Origin of the sequence: Marinobacter manganoxydans MnI7-9 (genome assembly GCF_000235625.1) — a bacterium.
Taxonomy (GTDB): domain Bacteria; phylum Pseudomonadota; class Gammaproteobacteria; order Pseudomonadales; family Oleiphilaceae; genus Marinobacter; species Marinobacter manganoxydans.
In genome coordinates this window covers 206,531-220,295 of sequence record NZ_AGTR01000085.1, presented here as the reverse complement: position 1 = coordinate 220,295, position 13,765 = coordinate 206,531, and the positions used below count along the sequence as shown (strand labels likewise).

Here is a 13,765-nt window from a genome sequence, read left to right as displayed (position 1 = left end):
TCTGTTTTGAGGAAGGTCACGGGTATAACGTCTATGGTCAGAATTCTCAAGAGCTTACGCCAGCTTGCCGTGATTTTCATCCTGGCGGCATCGGTGACCGTTGCCGCCCAGGAAACGCCGCCAGCCACCAGTGACGACAGCGACTGGACCCGCGTCGTCCGTTCCTCGCCCTATTGGGTCAGCCAGGGGGTGTTTGAAAACATTCTCACCATCAGACGCTGGGTATTGAAGGAATCCGGCTATTGCGCCAGTGCCGATCGCCACGTTCTATACGACATGCGCGGCCGGTTTCTGGCCTGGATCAGTGACGGTGACGACCGCGACACCACCCAGCGACTGCTGAACGCAACCCGGAAATCATTGTATGAGAATGGCAAGGTGGAAGACTGGGTTGCCGGAGAGACCGGCCAGACAGGCTATCCGTTCGCCCTTTCCTGCGACCAGCCCCATGTAAACGTCGATGAAGCCGTTGCCCGCTATCTTGGCACCCTGCCGGCAGACCGGATCTGGGGCGCCTGGGACGACCTCAACTTTGCCGACAGTAGTGCTCCGGAAAGCCTGCATGATGCTCTGATCTACGTATACGAACACCGCAGCAACCAGAACCGCCTGACCCTGCCGCAAGCCTTGCCCCGATATCTGGCCGGCCAGATCCTGATTGAAAGTGGAGCCCAGGCAAGAGCCCATTCCCGGGCAAACGCCAGGGGCATCCTGCAGCTTTCACCCGCCGCCCTGTCCGACTGCGAGATCGCCCCCGACAATTACTGGCACCGGCTGGCACAGATCGATTGCGCCCTGCGTTTGATGAACCAGAATGCCCGCAATCTGGCACCGGTGTTCCAGCAACGGTTCGGCCATTTGCCGGAGGCCAAAAGGGACCGATTGTTCACCCTTTTACTGGTTCAGGCCTATCATGGCGGCGCCGGACGGGTCCAGGCGCTGCTGGACGACCCGGTGCTGGCACAGCCAGCCGAGTATTTTGCCGCCAACCATGAACGCTTTACCGCCGGCGATATTGCCTTCGGCCTGATTTTTCACAACCTGGGGCGGGACCGCCTCGGTCTTGCATCGCTCTACTATGTGGCCGACGTTCAGCTGGCAACCGAGGCCCTGTGTCGCACGGCCAAACTCAAATCAACGGAATTCTGTGAATGGAAGTACTCAACCAACTGATACCCGAAAGCCTGAGCCTCCCGGTCGCCGTTTTCCTGCTTGCCAGCTCCACCATAACTTCGATGATCACCGCCAGCCTAGGCGCCGGTGGCGGCGTTCTGCTGCTGGTACTGATGGCCAGCTGGATGCCGCCTGCGGCCATCATCCCGGTTCATGGCATGATCCAGTTGGGCTCCAATGTTGGCCGGGCGGCACTGACCTGGCGGCACGTAGACTGGCGGGTGATTGCCGCGTTCCTGCCCGGTGTGATCGCAGGGGCGGCGCTGGGCGCCTGGCTACTGGTGAATCTTCCGGCCCACATCTGGCAGCTGACCATCGCCCTGTTCGTTCTCTATCTTTGCTGGGGGCCGGCACTACCAAAGGGTGCCTTCGGTGCCCCCGGGGTGTTTCTGGCCTCGGCCCTGACCAGTTTTGTCAGCCTGTTCGTGGGCGCCACCGGGCCGCTGGTTGCGGCGTTCATCAAGCAGATTCACACCGACAGGTTCAAAACCGTGGCCACCTTCGCCACCGCCATGACGCTCCAGCATGCACCCAAGGCTCTGGTGTTCGGAGCGGCCGGGTTCATGTTCTTTGAGTGGCTGCCGTTCATCCTTGCCATGATTGGCTGTGGCTTTGCCGGCACCTGGCTGGGCCTCCATGTGCTTAGCTCCCTGAGCAACCGGAAGTTCACACTGATCTTCAATATCGTGCTGACCGCGCTTGCGATTCGCCTGCTATGGCAGGCCAGTCTCTCAGCCGGCTGGTGGTGAAGGAACCACAACAACCGTATTGCGACCCCGGGACTTGGCGATATAGCTACCCTCATCCGCCCGGGCCATAACCTCTCTGGGGCCGCTGTCCTGCGGTGTCAGTTCTGTCAGGCCAATACTCGTGGTTACACCGAATGAGCGGCCGTCATGTTCAATGCGAAGCGCCTCAACATCGGCGCGGATCCGCTCCGCCAGCGCCTGGGCCCTTTTTATGCCGCAGGCAGGCAGAATAATGCCGAACTCATCACCGCCCAGCCTGGCCACCGTATCGGACTGACGAACCGAGTCCTTGAACAGATCCGCCAGCCGTTTGAGCAGGTCGTCGCCAAGCAGGTGACCGCCTTCATCGTTTACCGGTTTGAAATAGTCGAGATCGATGAGCATCAGTACCGAACGGACTTCCTGGCGACCGGCCTCTCCCAGGCACCGGACCAGCGACGCATTGAACGCCCGACGATTCAGCAACTGGGTCAAGCTGTCGTGGGTCGCTTCCCAGGACAGCCGTTCTTCCTGACGACGGCGATCGCTGTCGTCCCTCAGCACGAAAACCAGACGCTCATCCTCTCGCCCCTGGCGAATGTGCAGCATGGTGAGGTCTATGGGGAAGGGAACGCCCAATGAGTTCCGCAAGGTGACGTAAAGGCTGTCCAGGTCATCCCCGGACAGGAACTCCTGTGCCGTCAGTTCCCGCTCTTCCGTCTCGATGGTAACCAACTGGAAGAAGTTTCTAAGCACGCACTCGCCCTCAATGCCCAGCAGGCGGCAGGCAGCATCGTTGGCAAACCGGATAACCCCCTCGACATCGACCATCAGGACGCCTTCCTGAAGAACGCGGAGTATGGTTTCCGCGCGCTGCTGCTCGGTCTTGAGTGCCTCTTCCACTTCCAGCTCATGGGATATATCGCGAACGACCGTGATGGTGCCGAGAGCCTTTTCAGGCGTCTGGATTGCCGCCGTCATCACATCGGCCCAGATCACCCGATCCGGAGCCGCCAGTCTCAACCGGCCCCGGAAAACGCTCTGGCTCCTGATCGCATTCTTCCAACCGGCAATCGCCTCCTGCCGGTCGGCATTGTCCACACGATCGGCCAGGTAACTGTATGTGAGATCTTCCGCCGGTTTGCCGACGATCGCCTCGAAAGCCGGGTTGGCAAACTCGATACGGCCCAGGACGTCGGTCTGGACAATACCGATGGGCGCACTCTGGGTAAGGGAACGGAAAAATGCCTCTCTTTCTGCCAGAGACACCAGAACTTCATCACGCTCATCGGTCACCGTGTTAAAGATCTCGGCAACCTGGCGGATTTCCTTACCCCCGGCGACATCCACCGGATCGGAACGCATACCCAGGTGGCGCTCACGGATCTGGATGCCCAATGTCTTGAGCGGCGCCATCAGCCGCCGGAAACGCCACAGTGCCACGGGCGCAATCAAGAGGATGACCAGCAGCAGGATCCAAACGAAGGCATCCACCGTGCGTGTAATTGGTGCAAGGGCTTCCCGGGCAGGCCAGGAGGCGGAAACAAACCAGGGCACCTGGGTCAGCTGCTGTACCGACATGATGGTTCTTTCCCCGTCGCTGCTGCGAGTCTCCAGCGTGCCTTCAAAGCCCTCCATGGCATCCCGGAGCACAGGATTCGCTACCCGCACCGGCGTCATGGCTTCGTCACCCCGCTGATTGACGACCACAAAACCACTCCGGGTTGCCACTCCCAGATAACCGGAAGTTCCTATGCGGATATTGATAAACTGATCAAGAAAATTGTTGCCATCCAGGGCGATGGCGCCACCAATCACACCAATGAAACGCTGGCGGTGGTCGAAGATCGGCGCGGCCACCATGATGGCCGGCTTGTCCTGATAGTTGGAGATGTAGGGCTCGCTGATCACTGGTGTGAGCGTGGAGGAAATCCGGCGAAAATACTCCCGGTCACTGACATTCAACCCCGCCTGGTGGTAATCCTCTGGATGCTCGGCAATAACCAGGCCCTTTTCATCCATCAGGTAGACCGCATCGAACAGGTGACCCAGGGCTGTTTGCCGGCGGATCAGAACCCGGGCTCTTGCGTCCAGAACATCGCTGGACATGGTCAGGTTCTGGGCCACGTGATTGAGTGCTTCAAGACGCAGGGCGAGCTTGTCGTCCAGCTCCCCGGCAATCAGGGTGGCAATCGTTTCCACCTGGTTACGGGCCTGCTGTTCCAGCTCAGAACGGCTAAGCAGGAAACCGGCGACGGTTACCAGCAAGGCTGTCAGGATGATCGCGACAACCACCAGCGCAACGGCCCGATTCGCCAGGCTGCCCAACCATCGCTTGATCAGCATGACATCCAGACTCCGCAGCGGGTTCGACAACCGGTAATGATCTGACCTCCGTTTTTTCTTTCTTTTTGCAACTCTTACATTTAACTCAATTCTAACAGAGGGCTTTGTGAAGTCAGGTTACACGCTTGCAAATTCAATGATAATCGTTATTATTTAGTTCCATTTTTGCACATTGAGAACTCTTCGCATGACGGACCTAACTCTGCCCCTGAATGCCGGCCCGATCACCCAACTTATTGATATGGGTGGCCCTGTCATGATTGTTCTGGTGGTGCTTGCCGTCATTGGCTTCGTTACCTTCGTGTATCTGATGCTTCTCGGGGCCCTCTATGCACCGCGTTTGTCTGGCCGGCTTAAACAAACCGTAATGAACTGGCAGAAGGATCCGGCGTCAGTCCGACCGTCCGAGGTTCGACATCAGGCCGGACGATGGGGGCAGATGAATCCGCTGCAGCGGCTTGTCACCGATACGATTGAGGCCATTCAGAACGGCCAGGATGATCGCCAGATTCGGGAAACCGCCGCGCGGGATGCGCAACATTCTCTCGAGCCGTTCGAGGCACCCCTCAAGATTATTGAAGTCATCGCAGCCCTGGCGCCACTGCTCGGTCTGCTGGGAACCGTGCTCGGCATGATGGAAGCTTTCAGCGCCATGGCGGCTACCGAAGGCCGGGCCAACGCCACTCAACTCAGTGGCGGCATCTATGAGGCGCTGACCACCACGGCGGCGGGCCTGGTTGTCGCCATACCCTTTGCCGCCCTGGCTGCCTGGATCGAGTTCCGTCTGCGCCGCATCCACAAGACCATCAACAGCACCCTGGTTTCAGTTCTGCATATCGTGCCGGAGCAGACTCTGGAGGCCGCGGACACGTCGTACCAGTCTCCGGCGCAACAGCTTGATACAGAGACAGCCAGCGAGGAGCCTGATCGCTATTCAACCGTCCGGGGTCAGCGATTCGCCCATGCAACTGGTTGAACCGAGACCAAGTCGTCCGATTCCGATCCGGATTACGCCTCTGATTGATGTGGTGTTCATACTTCTGGTGTTCTTTATGCTGACCACCCGGCTACTGCCCGTGGATTACCTGGAGCTGGCCAACAACACCTCGAACCGCAGCCCGATCACTGGCGAGCCGCTGCCCGAGCTGACAGTGACTGCCAATGGCAAGGTGCAGTGGCAGGGACAGGCCATGGCCCTCGACCAGCTCATGACCGAGCTGGGCAACGCCGGTATTACCGAAGTAAACCTCGCAACAACCGGCGACACACCGCTGGGAGCCTTCACCCGGGTGCTCAGCAGCCTGGTTGACCAGGGTATCGACAGCCACTGGAAGCGGACGAACGCGACAACACCATGAGCGATCTGGTTCCACCTCCGTTTACCTCCGGCAAAACCTTGATGGAACGTGTGGAAGATGCACTTCTGCCGTTGATCAACCTTGTGTTTCTGCTGCTCATGTTTTTCATTGTTGCCGGCCAACTGACCGATGACCCACTTCCGGAATTGCCTGCCACGCAGCAGGCGGAGGACCGGCAGTCGCCGCACGCGGACATGATTGTCAGTGCCGAGGGCGAGTGGAAAGTGAACGGCGAGCTACTCGACAGGGACTCCCTGGTTGCCAGACTGCCAGAACCTGGCGAAGAGCAGCCCCTGAAAATCGCCGCTGCAGAACGAATCACCATGGCGGACCTGGAGACACTGTTCCGGTTGCTTGAGGAAGCCGGATACAAGGATATTCTGTTGTTGACGGAGCCTGGCCAATGATGCCGCAACAACCGCCCTTCCGGTGGGCACTCTTGCTGCTGGCATTCATGATCACTCTTGTCGCCCTGGTGTTCGCGTCTCCCGAAAAGACGGTGGAGCTCAACACTTTGGGCGAATCCGCGGTCAATACGGCGCCCGCTATTCGCATAAAGCTGGCCGGTGAACCCGCGCCGAAACCCGAAGCTGCGCCAAAGTCAGAACCCGAACCCCAACCGGAACCCAAACCAGAGCCAGAGCCAGAGCCAGAGCCGGAGCCGGAGCCGGAGCCGGAGCCTGAACCTGAGCCTGAGCCGAAACCTGAGCCAGCGCCTGAACCTCAGCCGGTAGCGGAACCCACGCCCGAGCCAAAGACCGCCGAAGCGCAAGCACCAAGCGGTGAGCCGGCAGAAACTGCAACGGAGCAACAATCACAGGCGACCGTTCCATTGCAGAACGCTGGCGTCAAATCAGAAGTGGACAATTACCTGTCCAGACTCAGCCGCCACCTTGCCCGGTATTATGAATATCCCCGCCGGGCAAGGCGCCTGGGCCAGGAAGGCACTCCTGTCATTGTGTTCGAATTCCAGAGGGATGGCTCGCTGATCGCCCACAGCCTGAGAACCAGCTCCGGACACCAGCTTCTGGACGAGTCGGCACTGGCCATGCTGGAGCAGGCAGCACCTCTGCCTGAGGTACCCGACGAGATTGCCGGACAAAAATTCCGCTACGCCTTGCCAGTGCGCTTCAGCCTTCGCTGAGCCTCGCCATGGCTGCGCCAGGTTGCAGCAGCCTTAACCATTCACGCACCGATCGGGTGCGTCGGATCAGCAATCGCGTCTTCACCCGCTTCGCGCGACATCCCTCTCAGAACGTTACCCTTTTGATTTATATCCGTTTTCCCCGGCAGACCGCCAAGCTGGCACAGTCTCTGCACCCACTCGGTTAGCGGAACCAATGTCGGTTCTGCTCACAGCGACAGATTCATTCAGACGACGGCGTCTACTCGCACCTGCAAATTGCAGGCACCGGGTACCGCCGTTTTTTTTGGCCGCTTGAAAAGTCCGGCCATCCGAGAGAAGTCAGGGGAAACATTATGTCTTACATCGTGCCTTCGGAGTTCGTCACCAAAATGGTCGACGCCGGCGAATCCAAGATCTACATGTCAACGCGGGACACACTGATTCGGGCCTTTATGGCGGGCGCCATTCTGGCGCTGGCTGCCGCGTTTGCCATTACCGTAGCGGTCGAGACCGGCGTGTTCCTGATCGGCGCCATCCTGTTCCCGATCGGCTTTTGCATGCTTTACCTGATGGGCTTCGACCTGCTGACCGGCGTGTTCATGCTCACGCCCCTTGCATTGCTTGATAAACGCCCCGGAGTGACCCCGGCAGCCATACTGCGCAACTGGGGTTGGGTATTCCTTGGCAACCTGGGCGGCGCACTGACCGTCGCCTTCATGATGGCGTTTATCTTCACCTACGGTTTCAATACCGATCCCGGTGCCGTTGGCGCGAAGATTGCCAGTGTTGGTGAAGCGCGCACGCTTGGCTACGCGGAGTTCGGTGCTGCCGGCTGGGCCACCATTTTCATTCGCGGCATGCTGTGCAACTGGATGGTCTCCATGGGCGTGGTTGGCGCCATGATTTCCACCAGCGTCAGTGGCAAGGTACTGGCTATGTGGATGCCCATCATGCTGTTCTTCTTCATGGGTTTCGAGCACTCCATCGTGAACATGTTCCTGTTCCCGTCTGCCATCATCATGGGCGGCGAGTTCTCGGTGATGGACTACCTGTGGTGGAACGAGATTCCCACCGTTCTGGGTAACCTGGTTGGCGGCCTCGCCTTTACCGGCCTGACCCTCTACACCACCCATGTGCGCACCGCGCCCAAGCGCAAGGTTGCGGAAACCTACAACGACGCTGCCCTGGCCCGTACCAACTGAGTCGGGGCGTCCTGCAACTCCGGCTGCCGCACCCGCCGGAGTTGCGTTTTCCTTGATCGAGGAAATGCCGTTTCCCAATGACCAGCTCCCTTTCCGTTTCCGCCGGCCAGTACTCCGACGCTGGCGTCAAACCAGTCAACCAGGACTTCCACGGTTTACTGGTGCCAAAGGGCCACCAGCTGATCACCAAAGGCATCGCCGTTGCCATCGCCGACGGCATCAGCTCCAGCAATGTCAGCCAGATTGCCAGCGAGTCCGCCGTCGCGGGTTTCCTCAGCGACTACTTTTCCACTCCGGAAAGCTGGTCGGTGAAACAGTCCGCCCAACGGGTGCTGCTCGCAACCAATGCCTGGCTTCATGCCCAGACCCGGCAAAGCCAATACCGCTATGACCGCGACCGAGGCTATGTCTGTACCCTGAGCGTGATGGTGCTCAGGTCCGCCACCGCACATCTGTTTCATATCGGCGACACCCGCATCTACCGGGTTCACCACGACCAACTTGAACAGCTCAGCACCGATCACCGGCTCTGGCTCTCCCCGGAAGAGAGCTGCCTGACCCGGGCCATGGGCATTGGCCATCAACTGGATATCGATTATCGAAGCCTGCCGATCCAGCCCGGCGATACCTTTTTGCTGGCGACCGACGGCATCCATGAGCACCTGGATGAGCGAACCATGGCCGGTATCATCCGGGAATCTGGCGATGATCTGGACGCTGCCGCCCGCCGGTTGGCAGCCCAGGCCCTCGAACAGGGCAGTGATGACAACCTGACCGCCCAGATCATCCGGGTGAACTCGGTCCCCGCGGTTCCGGAAAGCAGCGAGCTGTTTCACCAGCTGGCCCAGCTGCCCTTTGCGCCGGAACTTCAGCCGGGCCAACATCTGGACGGTTACCGGATTCTGAGACAGATTCACGCCAGCAGCCGCAGCCATGTCTACCTGGCGGTGGATGAGGAAACCGATACCCGGGTGGTGCTGAAGATGCCCTCACTGGAACAGAGACACGATCCGGTCTACCTGGAACAGTTTTCCACCGAGCAGTGGATTGCCAGGCGAATCAGCAGCGCTCATGTCGCAAGACCGTTCCAGTCCAGCCAACGACCCAGCTTTCTCTACCAGGCCACAGAGTTCGTGGAAGGCTGTACCTTGCGGCAATGGATGCTGGACAACCCGGCTCCGACACTTGATACCGTGCGTGATCTCGTTGAGCAGATTGGTAAAGGCTTGAGGGCATTCCACCGGCTTGAAATGGTGCACCAGGACCTGAAGCCGGAAAACGTGCTGGTGGATCCCCATGGCACTGTCACGCTGATTGATTTCGGTGCCACCCGGGTCGCCGGCCTTGAGGACTCTGAGATCGGCGAACAGGCGGTTCCTCGGGGGGCCGCCCTTTACAGTGCCCCTGAGACCTTTCTCGGCGAGCCCGGCAGCTGGCTATCAGACCAGTTCTCCCTGGGCGTGATTACCTACCAGTTGCTCACCGGCCAGCTTCCCTATGGCGCGGAAGTACCGAAAATCCATAGCCGGAACCAGCTTCGCGGGCTGAACTACCGGCCCGCGAGACACTTACGTGAGAATCTTCCCGCCTGGGTCGACGATACAATTGAAAAAGCGGTTCACCCTCAGGCCCACAGACGTTACCCGGCGCTCTCGGAATACCTGTACAAGCTGCGACACCCATCCGTCGACTGGCACAAGCGTCATCGGCCGCCGTTAATGGAGCGCAATCCCGTGGCCTTCTGGCAGGGTGTATCCGCGTTATTGCTCCTGGCGTTGCTGGCAGCCCTCGGCCTGGGCTGAAGCGGGTATTGCCCGAGCAAGTTTTTGCCCCACCAGCAATCCTTCGCCCGGCGTTCGGGCGCGCGGTTGCCTGGCCCGCCGGGGACATCTCCGAGAAAAAAGATAACCCACTGTTTTAAAAACTATTTCCTCTTCTGGCACAGGCTTTGTAATGAAAGTCCGCGTCCAGGGAACACCCGGGGACACTATTCATTCACAAGTCATGGAGCAGACTATGCCAACTCCTTGTTATATCAGCATCGAAGGCCAGACCCAGGGCAACATCACCGCCGGCGCATTCACGTCCGATTCTGTCGGTAACATCTACGTGGAAGGCCACGAAGACGAAGTGCTGGTGCAGGAATTCAGCCACGTTGTTACCGTACCGACCGATCCCCAGTCCGGTCAGCCATCCGGTCAGCGCGTGCACAAGCCGTTCAAGTTCACCTCCGCCCTGAACAAGGCCACCCCGCTGATGTACAACGCCCTCGCCTCCGGCGAGATGCTGCCCAAGGTCGAGCTGAAGTGGTACCGCACCTCTGTTGAGGGCAAGCAGGAGCACTTTTTCTCCACCATCCTCGAAGATGCGACCATTATCGACATCAACTGCAACATGCCCCACTGCCAGGACGCCGGCAACGCCGACTTCACCCAGCTGGTCACCGTTTCCCTGTCCTACCGCAAGGTAACCTGGGAGCACGCCGTTGCCGGTACTTCCGGTGCTGACGACTGGCGTTCGCCGATCGAGGCGTAATCACGCCAGAAGGGCCCCGCAGGGGTCCTTCTGCCTTTGCAGGGATGAAAAAAATGGATAGTCAATTGTCGGCCGAAGACATTGATAAAATCAGAGCCATCATGAAGGCGTTCTACGGCCATTCTGTTGCTTCAGGATTCACTGAAAGCAGCGTAACCGAAGAAACCGTGCGCGCTATCGCCCATATGCTCGTGGAAACCGTCGATTGTAGTAGATGGGTTGATGCTGTTCCTTCTCCACAGGACCTACTACGACCAACACGCAGGATCACAAAATGGGCTTTACGCCTGATTCGCGAGGCAGGGAAACCTTTTTTGCAGAACGAAGTGAAGGTAAGCTGGATTTGCCGAACTGTTCGTTCTGGCCAGTTCAGATCCTCTATCGAAACGACATTGAGATGAGACTCCCACCATGGCAAGGATAGCCCTAGCTTTATCATTTTTACTTCTTCTCTCCGGCTGCGCATCCCAATCTTCATTGGTCATTCAACCATACAGCGAACTAGCTATAGAAGTACCAGAAAAGATGTTCTCCTCTGTGAAGATGAGGGATGGCGAGCTTGTATTTTTGAGAAACAACCGGGTCGTAGGTTTTGTCAGATCGGAGGAGATTCCAAGTACAGTAAGCTCAAGTTCAGCGATTGACACCTCAACGACGCTTTTTGAGAGTGCCAATCAGGGTTCAAGTAAACCAATTTGGATGGAGCAAATTCCCGAAGCTCAGGTATTTGGAGTAGTTCAGGGGGACTTTAGAACCGTATTTATTGTACCGAACGGCCAAGCTCAATCGCTTATTACCTTCCAGGGCCCAGTTGAAAGCTCAACGTCATTGCGGATAAATGGCGCGAAGATTTCAGAATAATGCATAGCTACCACTCACCCGAGTCCCGAATTCAGCAGCCTTCCAGCAGCTTTACGTCGAAATACAACCGGTAATGAGAAGATTCATAATTTTAAGGATTGTTTTGGCCAGCCTGGTCTCAGGTTGTGCTGTAACTGACCAGGCATCCATTGAGTTTCGCACCTCCAACGATCTGACGTTCGAACTCAGTAAGAGTCGGTTTGATGCTATCGAAGTGCAGCCTTTCGAAACACAACTTTGGCTTGATTCAGCAATCGTTGGTTCGTTGAGGACTATGGAAACCAGCCCAGATTTTGAAACGGCCGTTGACGAAGTTCGGCAAGGATCTAACGAAACGCAACAATACTCTGGTAAGGTCAAAAAGTTGGATTTGGGTGGCAGCGCCTACGGCTTCTCGGTCACCGTCAAAGGCTACACCACTGCATTTATCGCGACCTCGGAACACCCTTCTTCATGGATTACCATTAGTACTCAGGATGACGTGTTCGGCGAAGTTCTATCTTCTTTGTCTGTCAGTAAAACACGCGAATGATCTATGCTGTCTATGTCAGGTTTTCCAGCTTTTCGGTATGACGGTCCAGCCCATTGGAGCCGTAAATATGCTGCAAGCGCTGCAAAAGTTCTTGCTTGATACTGTCTTCCGAAATAAGACTAGCCATAAGCCTGCCGACTCCATGGACCGGGTGGGCACCAAATTTCCTTGGGCGCGTCCACGTCTCTGCTCAGCATCAAAGGGCCGAGGAACTCAACCACCGCCTCTACTACCTCCGAAAAAGCCTCTGGCACATGTTCTTGGCCAAGGCGCTTACGGAAAGCCCGCCACTGTGGTTGCTTGCTGTCCATAAAAGCGGCAGAAAAGGGACTGGTTTCAGGGATTGCTGTCCCACGCTTTCGGAAGGTGCCCTCAACCGCCCCCTCGAGATTTTCCAACCGGAACTCGTGCTGACGCGAAAGCAGCCAGATATCGTAAAAGTCCTTCATCCGGCTGTTCAGTTCGCCAAGGTTGACCATCGCCTGGAACTTCTCAGCAATCGACGATTCCGGGGTGTAGCACTTAATCCGTGCAGTTGGAAAATCCAGCAAGCCCGGGAACTCCAGCCAGGATGGGAACGGAAATATGGGATCGCCAAAGCCAATGTCCAGTTGCATTGGAATCCTGGCGTTGTCGAGAAAACCGCTGAAGGTCACCCTTAGCCCCTGATAGTCTGCATCTTCGGTAATGGTCTCCGCCTTCAGGGTATCCGGATCAAATCGCAAGCCATCATCCGGCACCTCAGTCGCAATAATCTCGCCCACCTGGGCCAGAATAGCCTCTGGATCATTGCTGGTCTGGCCCGACATATCGATATCCCGTGTCGGTCTGCTGTTCGGCCCCTGCATTGCCCAGAACATCAGCGCACCTTTGAGGGTAAAGCAGCGGTTATGGGGCGACTGACTCAACCGGTAAAGAAACCGCTCCATGGCGTAATACTGCAGCAGTTCATCAAAGCGACGCTTTTCTTCCCGGGACTTATTCAGCAATCTCTGCCGAACGGACGCAGCAGTGTTTTGTGCCACCGTGATCTCCTTTCACTCTTTTTATTCCATCGCCAGGATGATTCTGTTCACAGCTTGGCTTCCAAGTAGGGTGCCATGACATTGGCGACCCTGCAGATTCTGGCATATTCCATCAGTTTTCCTGGACGGAAGTTTTTGCGGGTGCGGTATAGATCCAACGCCTCCAGAACCACATCCATGCCGATTCGATTCCGGAACTTGAAACAGTCGGCCAGGGTTTTCTCCGGGTTGTAGACGTTCAGGGTGATGGCATCCACGTCAACCTGTTCAATGCCTTCACTAAAGGCCCGCCCGGAGAACCGGTACCCGGCTACCGGCGGATAATCCAGCACCGGCAAACGGGCATCCCGCTCCACCGCCAGATGCACCTGATGGGGAATCTGTGTAGTAATGTCGTGCCAGGCCAGCGCGGAAATCAGGCAAAGCACCGCATTGGGAAAACGGGTAGCGGCAGCCACCAGATCCGGGTTCTCTATTGAGGGCAGGTCCGCCAGCCGGTAAATGCCACGGCTGACCGGCTCAATCAGCCCCTCGTCCCGAAGCTGATAGAACTGGTACCGGCTAAAGCCCCGAGCCAGCGCTTCTGTCAGGCGGAGCTGACCGCCGCGTTGACGGAACATGGTTTGGAGTTTTGCCCTGGAAGATCGGGCGGAGTCGGAGCCAGACAAATCGTCACCACTTATTTATATATGGTGACAGTTTGTCTGAATGGCATAGGTCATTCAAGTGTCGGCTTTGCTGGACCTTTCCCAAGGTCGATAATCAGTACCACCGCATAATATTGCCGAGCCAGACCATAGCAAACCGTAAATTCGAACGTTAAGCTTGTTTGGTATTACGCATCCGTGAAGTAGCCAGGTACCCAAGTTTGCAGAAAAC

Annotated in this window: 15 protein-coding genes; 12 read left to right on the top strand and 3 right to left on the bottom strand. The window is 57.4% G+C overall.

Annotated features, from left to right (window positions below; all coding sequences use genetic code 11):
• Positions 1 to 33: 33 nt before the first annotated feature.
• Entirely contained in the window at positions 34 to 1,173 is a 1,140-nt protein-coding gene (locus tag KYE_RS19600) for a hypothetical protein (protein WP_008176979.1), read from the top strand.
• Positions 1,152 to 1,922 carry a sulfite exporter TauE/SafE family protein gene (locus KYE_RS19595; protein WP_008176978.1) on the top strand — a complete coding sequence of 257 codons (771 nt, stop codon included), beginning with the start codon at positions 1,152 to 1,154 and terminating at the stop codon, positions 1,920 to 1,922. Before KYE_RS19600 ends, KYE_RS19595 begins: the two co-directional genes overlap by 22 nt.
• Here the strand turns inward: KYE_RS19595 and KYE_RS19590 are convergent.
• Positions 1,905 to 4,247, bottom strand: a complete 2,343-nt coding sequence (locus KYE_RS19590; RefSeq protein WP_008176975.1) for a diguanylate cyclase domain-containing protein — start codon at positions 4,245 to 4,247, stop codon at positions 1,905 to 1,907. The genes KYE_RS19595 and KYE_RS19590 overlap by 18 nt on opposite strands.
• Positions 4,248 to 4,434: 187 nt before the next feature.
• Between KYE_RS19590 and KYE_RS19585 the strand changes: the two genes are divergently transcribed.
• The 10 genes from KYE_RS19585 (at position 4,435) to KYE_RS19550 (ending at position 11,861) form a co-directional block, all read left to right on the top strand.
• Entirely contained in the window at positions 4,435 to 5,223 is a 789-nt protein-coding gene (locus tag KYE_RS19585) for a MotA/TolQ/ExbB proton channel family protein (protein ID WP_008176973.1), read from the top strand.
• Positions 5,210 to 5,605: an ExbD/TolR family protein gene (locus KYE_RS19580; RefSeq protein WP_008176970.1), complete on the top strand. Its 396-nt coding sequence runs from the start codon at positions 5,210 to 5,212 to the stop codon at positions 5,603 to 5,605. Before KYE_RS19585 ends, KYE_RS19580 begins: the two co-directional genes overlap by 14 nt.
• Positions 5,602 to 6,012: an ExbD/TolR family protein gene (locus KYE_RS19575; protein WP_008176968.1), complete on the top strand. Its 411-nt coding sequence runs from the start codon at positions 5,602 to 5,604 to the stop codon at positions 6,010 to 6,012. Before KYE_RS19580 ends, KYE_RS19575 begins: the two co-directional genes overlap by 4 nt.
• The gene (locus KYE_RS19570) at positions 6,009 to 6,749 is read left to right on the top strand and encodes an energy transducer TonB (RefSeq protein WP_008176966.1); all 741 of its coding nucleotides are present in this window, start codon (positions 6,009 to 6,011) and stop codon (positions 6,747 to 6,749) included. The genes KYE_RS19575 and KYE_RS19570 overlap by 4 nt, the downstream gene beginning before the upstream one ends.
• 335 nt (positions 6,750 to 7,084) lie before the next feature.
• A complete protein-coding gene (locus KYE_RS19565) occupies positions 7,085 to 7,933 on the top strand; it encodes a formate/nitrite transporter family protein (protein WP_008176963.1) in 849 nt (282 codons plus the stop codon).
• Positions 7,934 to 8,010: 77 nt separating this feature from the next.
• Positions 8,011 to 9,735 (top strand): bifunctional protein-serine/threonine kinase/phosphatase, encoded by a 1,725-nt coding sequence (locus KYE_RS19560; protein WP_008176960.1) that lies wholly within the window; start codon positions 8,011 to 8,013, stop codon positions 9,733 to 9,735.
• 214 nt (positions 9,736 to 9,949) lie between these two features.
• Positions 9,950 to 10,468 carry an Hcp family type VI secretion system effector gene (locus tag KYE_RS19555; RefSeq protein WP_008176957.1) on the top strand — a complete coding sequence of 173 codons (519 nt, stop codon included), beginning with the start codon at positions 9,950 to 9,952 and terminating at the stop codon, positions 10,466 to 10,468.
• 53 nt (positions 10,469 to 10,521) lie between these two features.
• Positions 10,522 to 10,869: a hypothetical protein gene (locus tag KYE_RS21500; protein ID WP_139043689.1), complete on the top strand. Its 348-nt coding sequence runs from the start codon at positions 10,522 to 10,524 to the stop codon at positions 10,867 to 10,869.
• A 10-nt stretch (positions 10,870 to 10,879) separates the two neighbouring features.
• Positions 10,880 to 11,329 carry a hypothetical protein gene (locus KYE_RS21495; protein ID WP_139043688.1) on the top strand — a complete coding sequence of 150 codons (450 nt, stop codon included), beginning with the start codon at positions 10,880 to 10,882 and terminating at the stop codon, positions 11,327 to 11,329.
• 103 nt (positions 11,330 to 11,432) lie between these two features.
• Entirely contained in the window at positions 11,433 to 11,861 is a 429-nt protein-coding gene (locus tag KYE_RS19550; RefSeq protein WP_008176952.1) for a hypothetical protein, read from the top strand.
• A gap of 119 nt (positions 11,862 to 11,980) precedes the next feature.
• Here the strand turns inward: KYE_RS19550 and KYE_RS19545 are convergent, their stop codons facing one another.
• Both KYE_RS19545 and KYE_RS19540 read right to left on the bottom strand, forming a co-directional pair.
• Positions 11,981 to 12,886, bottom strand: coding sequence for a nucleotidyl transferase AbiEii/AbiGii toxin family protein (locus KYE_RS19545; protein WP_008176949.1), 906 nt, complete (start codon positions 12,884 to 12,886; stop codon positions 11,981 to 11,983).
• A gap of 47 nt (positions 12,887 to 12,933) precedes the next feature.
• Positions 12,934 to 13,506: a type IV toxin-antitoxin system AbiEi family antitoxin domain-containing protein gene (locus tag KYE_RS19540; protein ID WP_008176946.1), complete on the bottom strand. Its 573-nt coding sequence runs from the start codon at positions 13,504 to 13,506 to the stop codon at positions 12,934 to 12,936.
• Positions 13,507 to 13,765 lie beyond the last annotated feature (259 nt).

Excerpts from the sequence above, each read along its gene's own strand:
- KYE_RS19575 (WP_008176968.1), top strand. The coding sequence starts at position 5,602 with ATGAGCGATCTGGTTCCACCTCCGTTTACCTCCGGCAAAACCTTGATG.
- KYE_RS19600 (WP_008176979.1), top strand. The coding sequence starts at position 34 with ATGGTCAGAATTCTCAAGAGCTTACGCCAGCTTGCCGTGATTTTCATC.
- KYE_RS19555 (WP_008176957.1), top strand. The coding sequence starts at position 9,950 with ATGCCAACTCCTTGTTATATCAGCATCGAAGGCCAGACCCAGGGCAAC.
- KYE_RS19585 (WP_008176973.1), top strand. The coding sequence starts at position 4,435 with ATGACGGACCTAACTCTGCCCCTGAATGCCGGCCCGATCACCCAACTT.
- KYE_RS21495 (WP_139043688.1), top strand. The coding sequence starts at position 10,880 with ATGGCAAGGATAGCCCTAGCTTTATCATTTTTACTTCTTCTCTCCGGC.
- KYE_RS19590 (WP_008176975.1), bottom strand. The coding sequence starts at position 4,247 with ATGCTGATCAAGCGATGGTTGGGCAGCCTGGCGAATCGGGCCGTTGCG.
- KYE_RS19540 (WP_008176946.1), bottom strand. The coding sequence starts at position 13,506 with ATGTTCCGTCAACGCGGCGGTCAGCTCCGCCTGACAGAAGCGCTGGCT.
- KYE_RS19560 (WP_008176960.1), top strand. The coding sequence starts at position 8,011 with ATGACCAGCTCCCTTTCCGTTTCCGCCGGCCAGTACTCCGACGCTGGC.
- KYE_RS19580 (WP_008176970.1), top strand. The coding sequence starts at position 5,210 with ATGCAACTGGTTGAACCGAGACCAAGTCGTCCGATTCCGATCCGGATT.
- KYE_RS19570 (WP_008176966.1), top strand. The coding sequence starts at position 6,009 with ATGATGCCGCAACAACCGCCCTTCCGGTGGGCACTCTTGCTGCTGGCA.
- KYE_RS19595 (WP_008176978.1), top strand. The coding sequence starts at position 1,152 with ATGGAAGTACTCAACCAACTGATACCCGAAAGCCTGAGCCTCCCGGTC.
- KYE_RS21500 (WP_139043689.1), top strand. The coding sequence starts at position 10,522 with ATGGATAGTCAATTGTCGGCCGAAGACATTGATAAAATCAGAGCCATC.
- KYE_RS19565 (WP_008176963.1), top strand. The coding sequence starts at position 7,085 with ATGTCTTACATCGTGCCTTCGGAGTTCGTCACCAAAATGGTCGACGCC.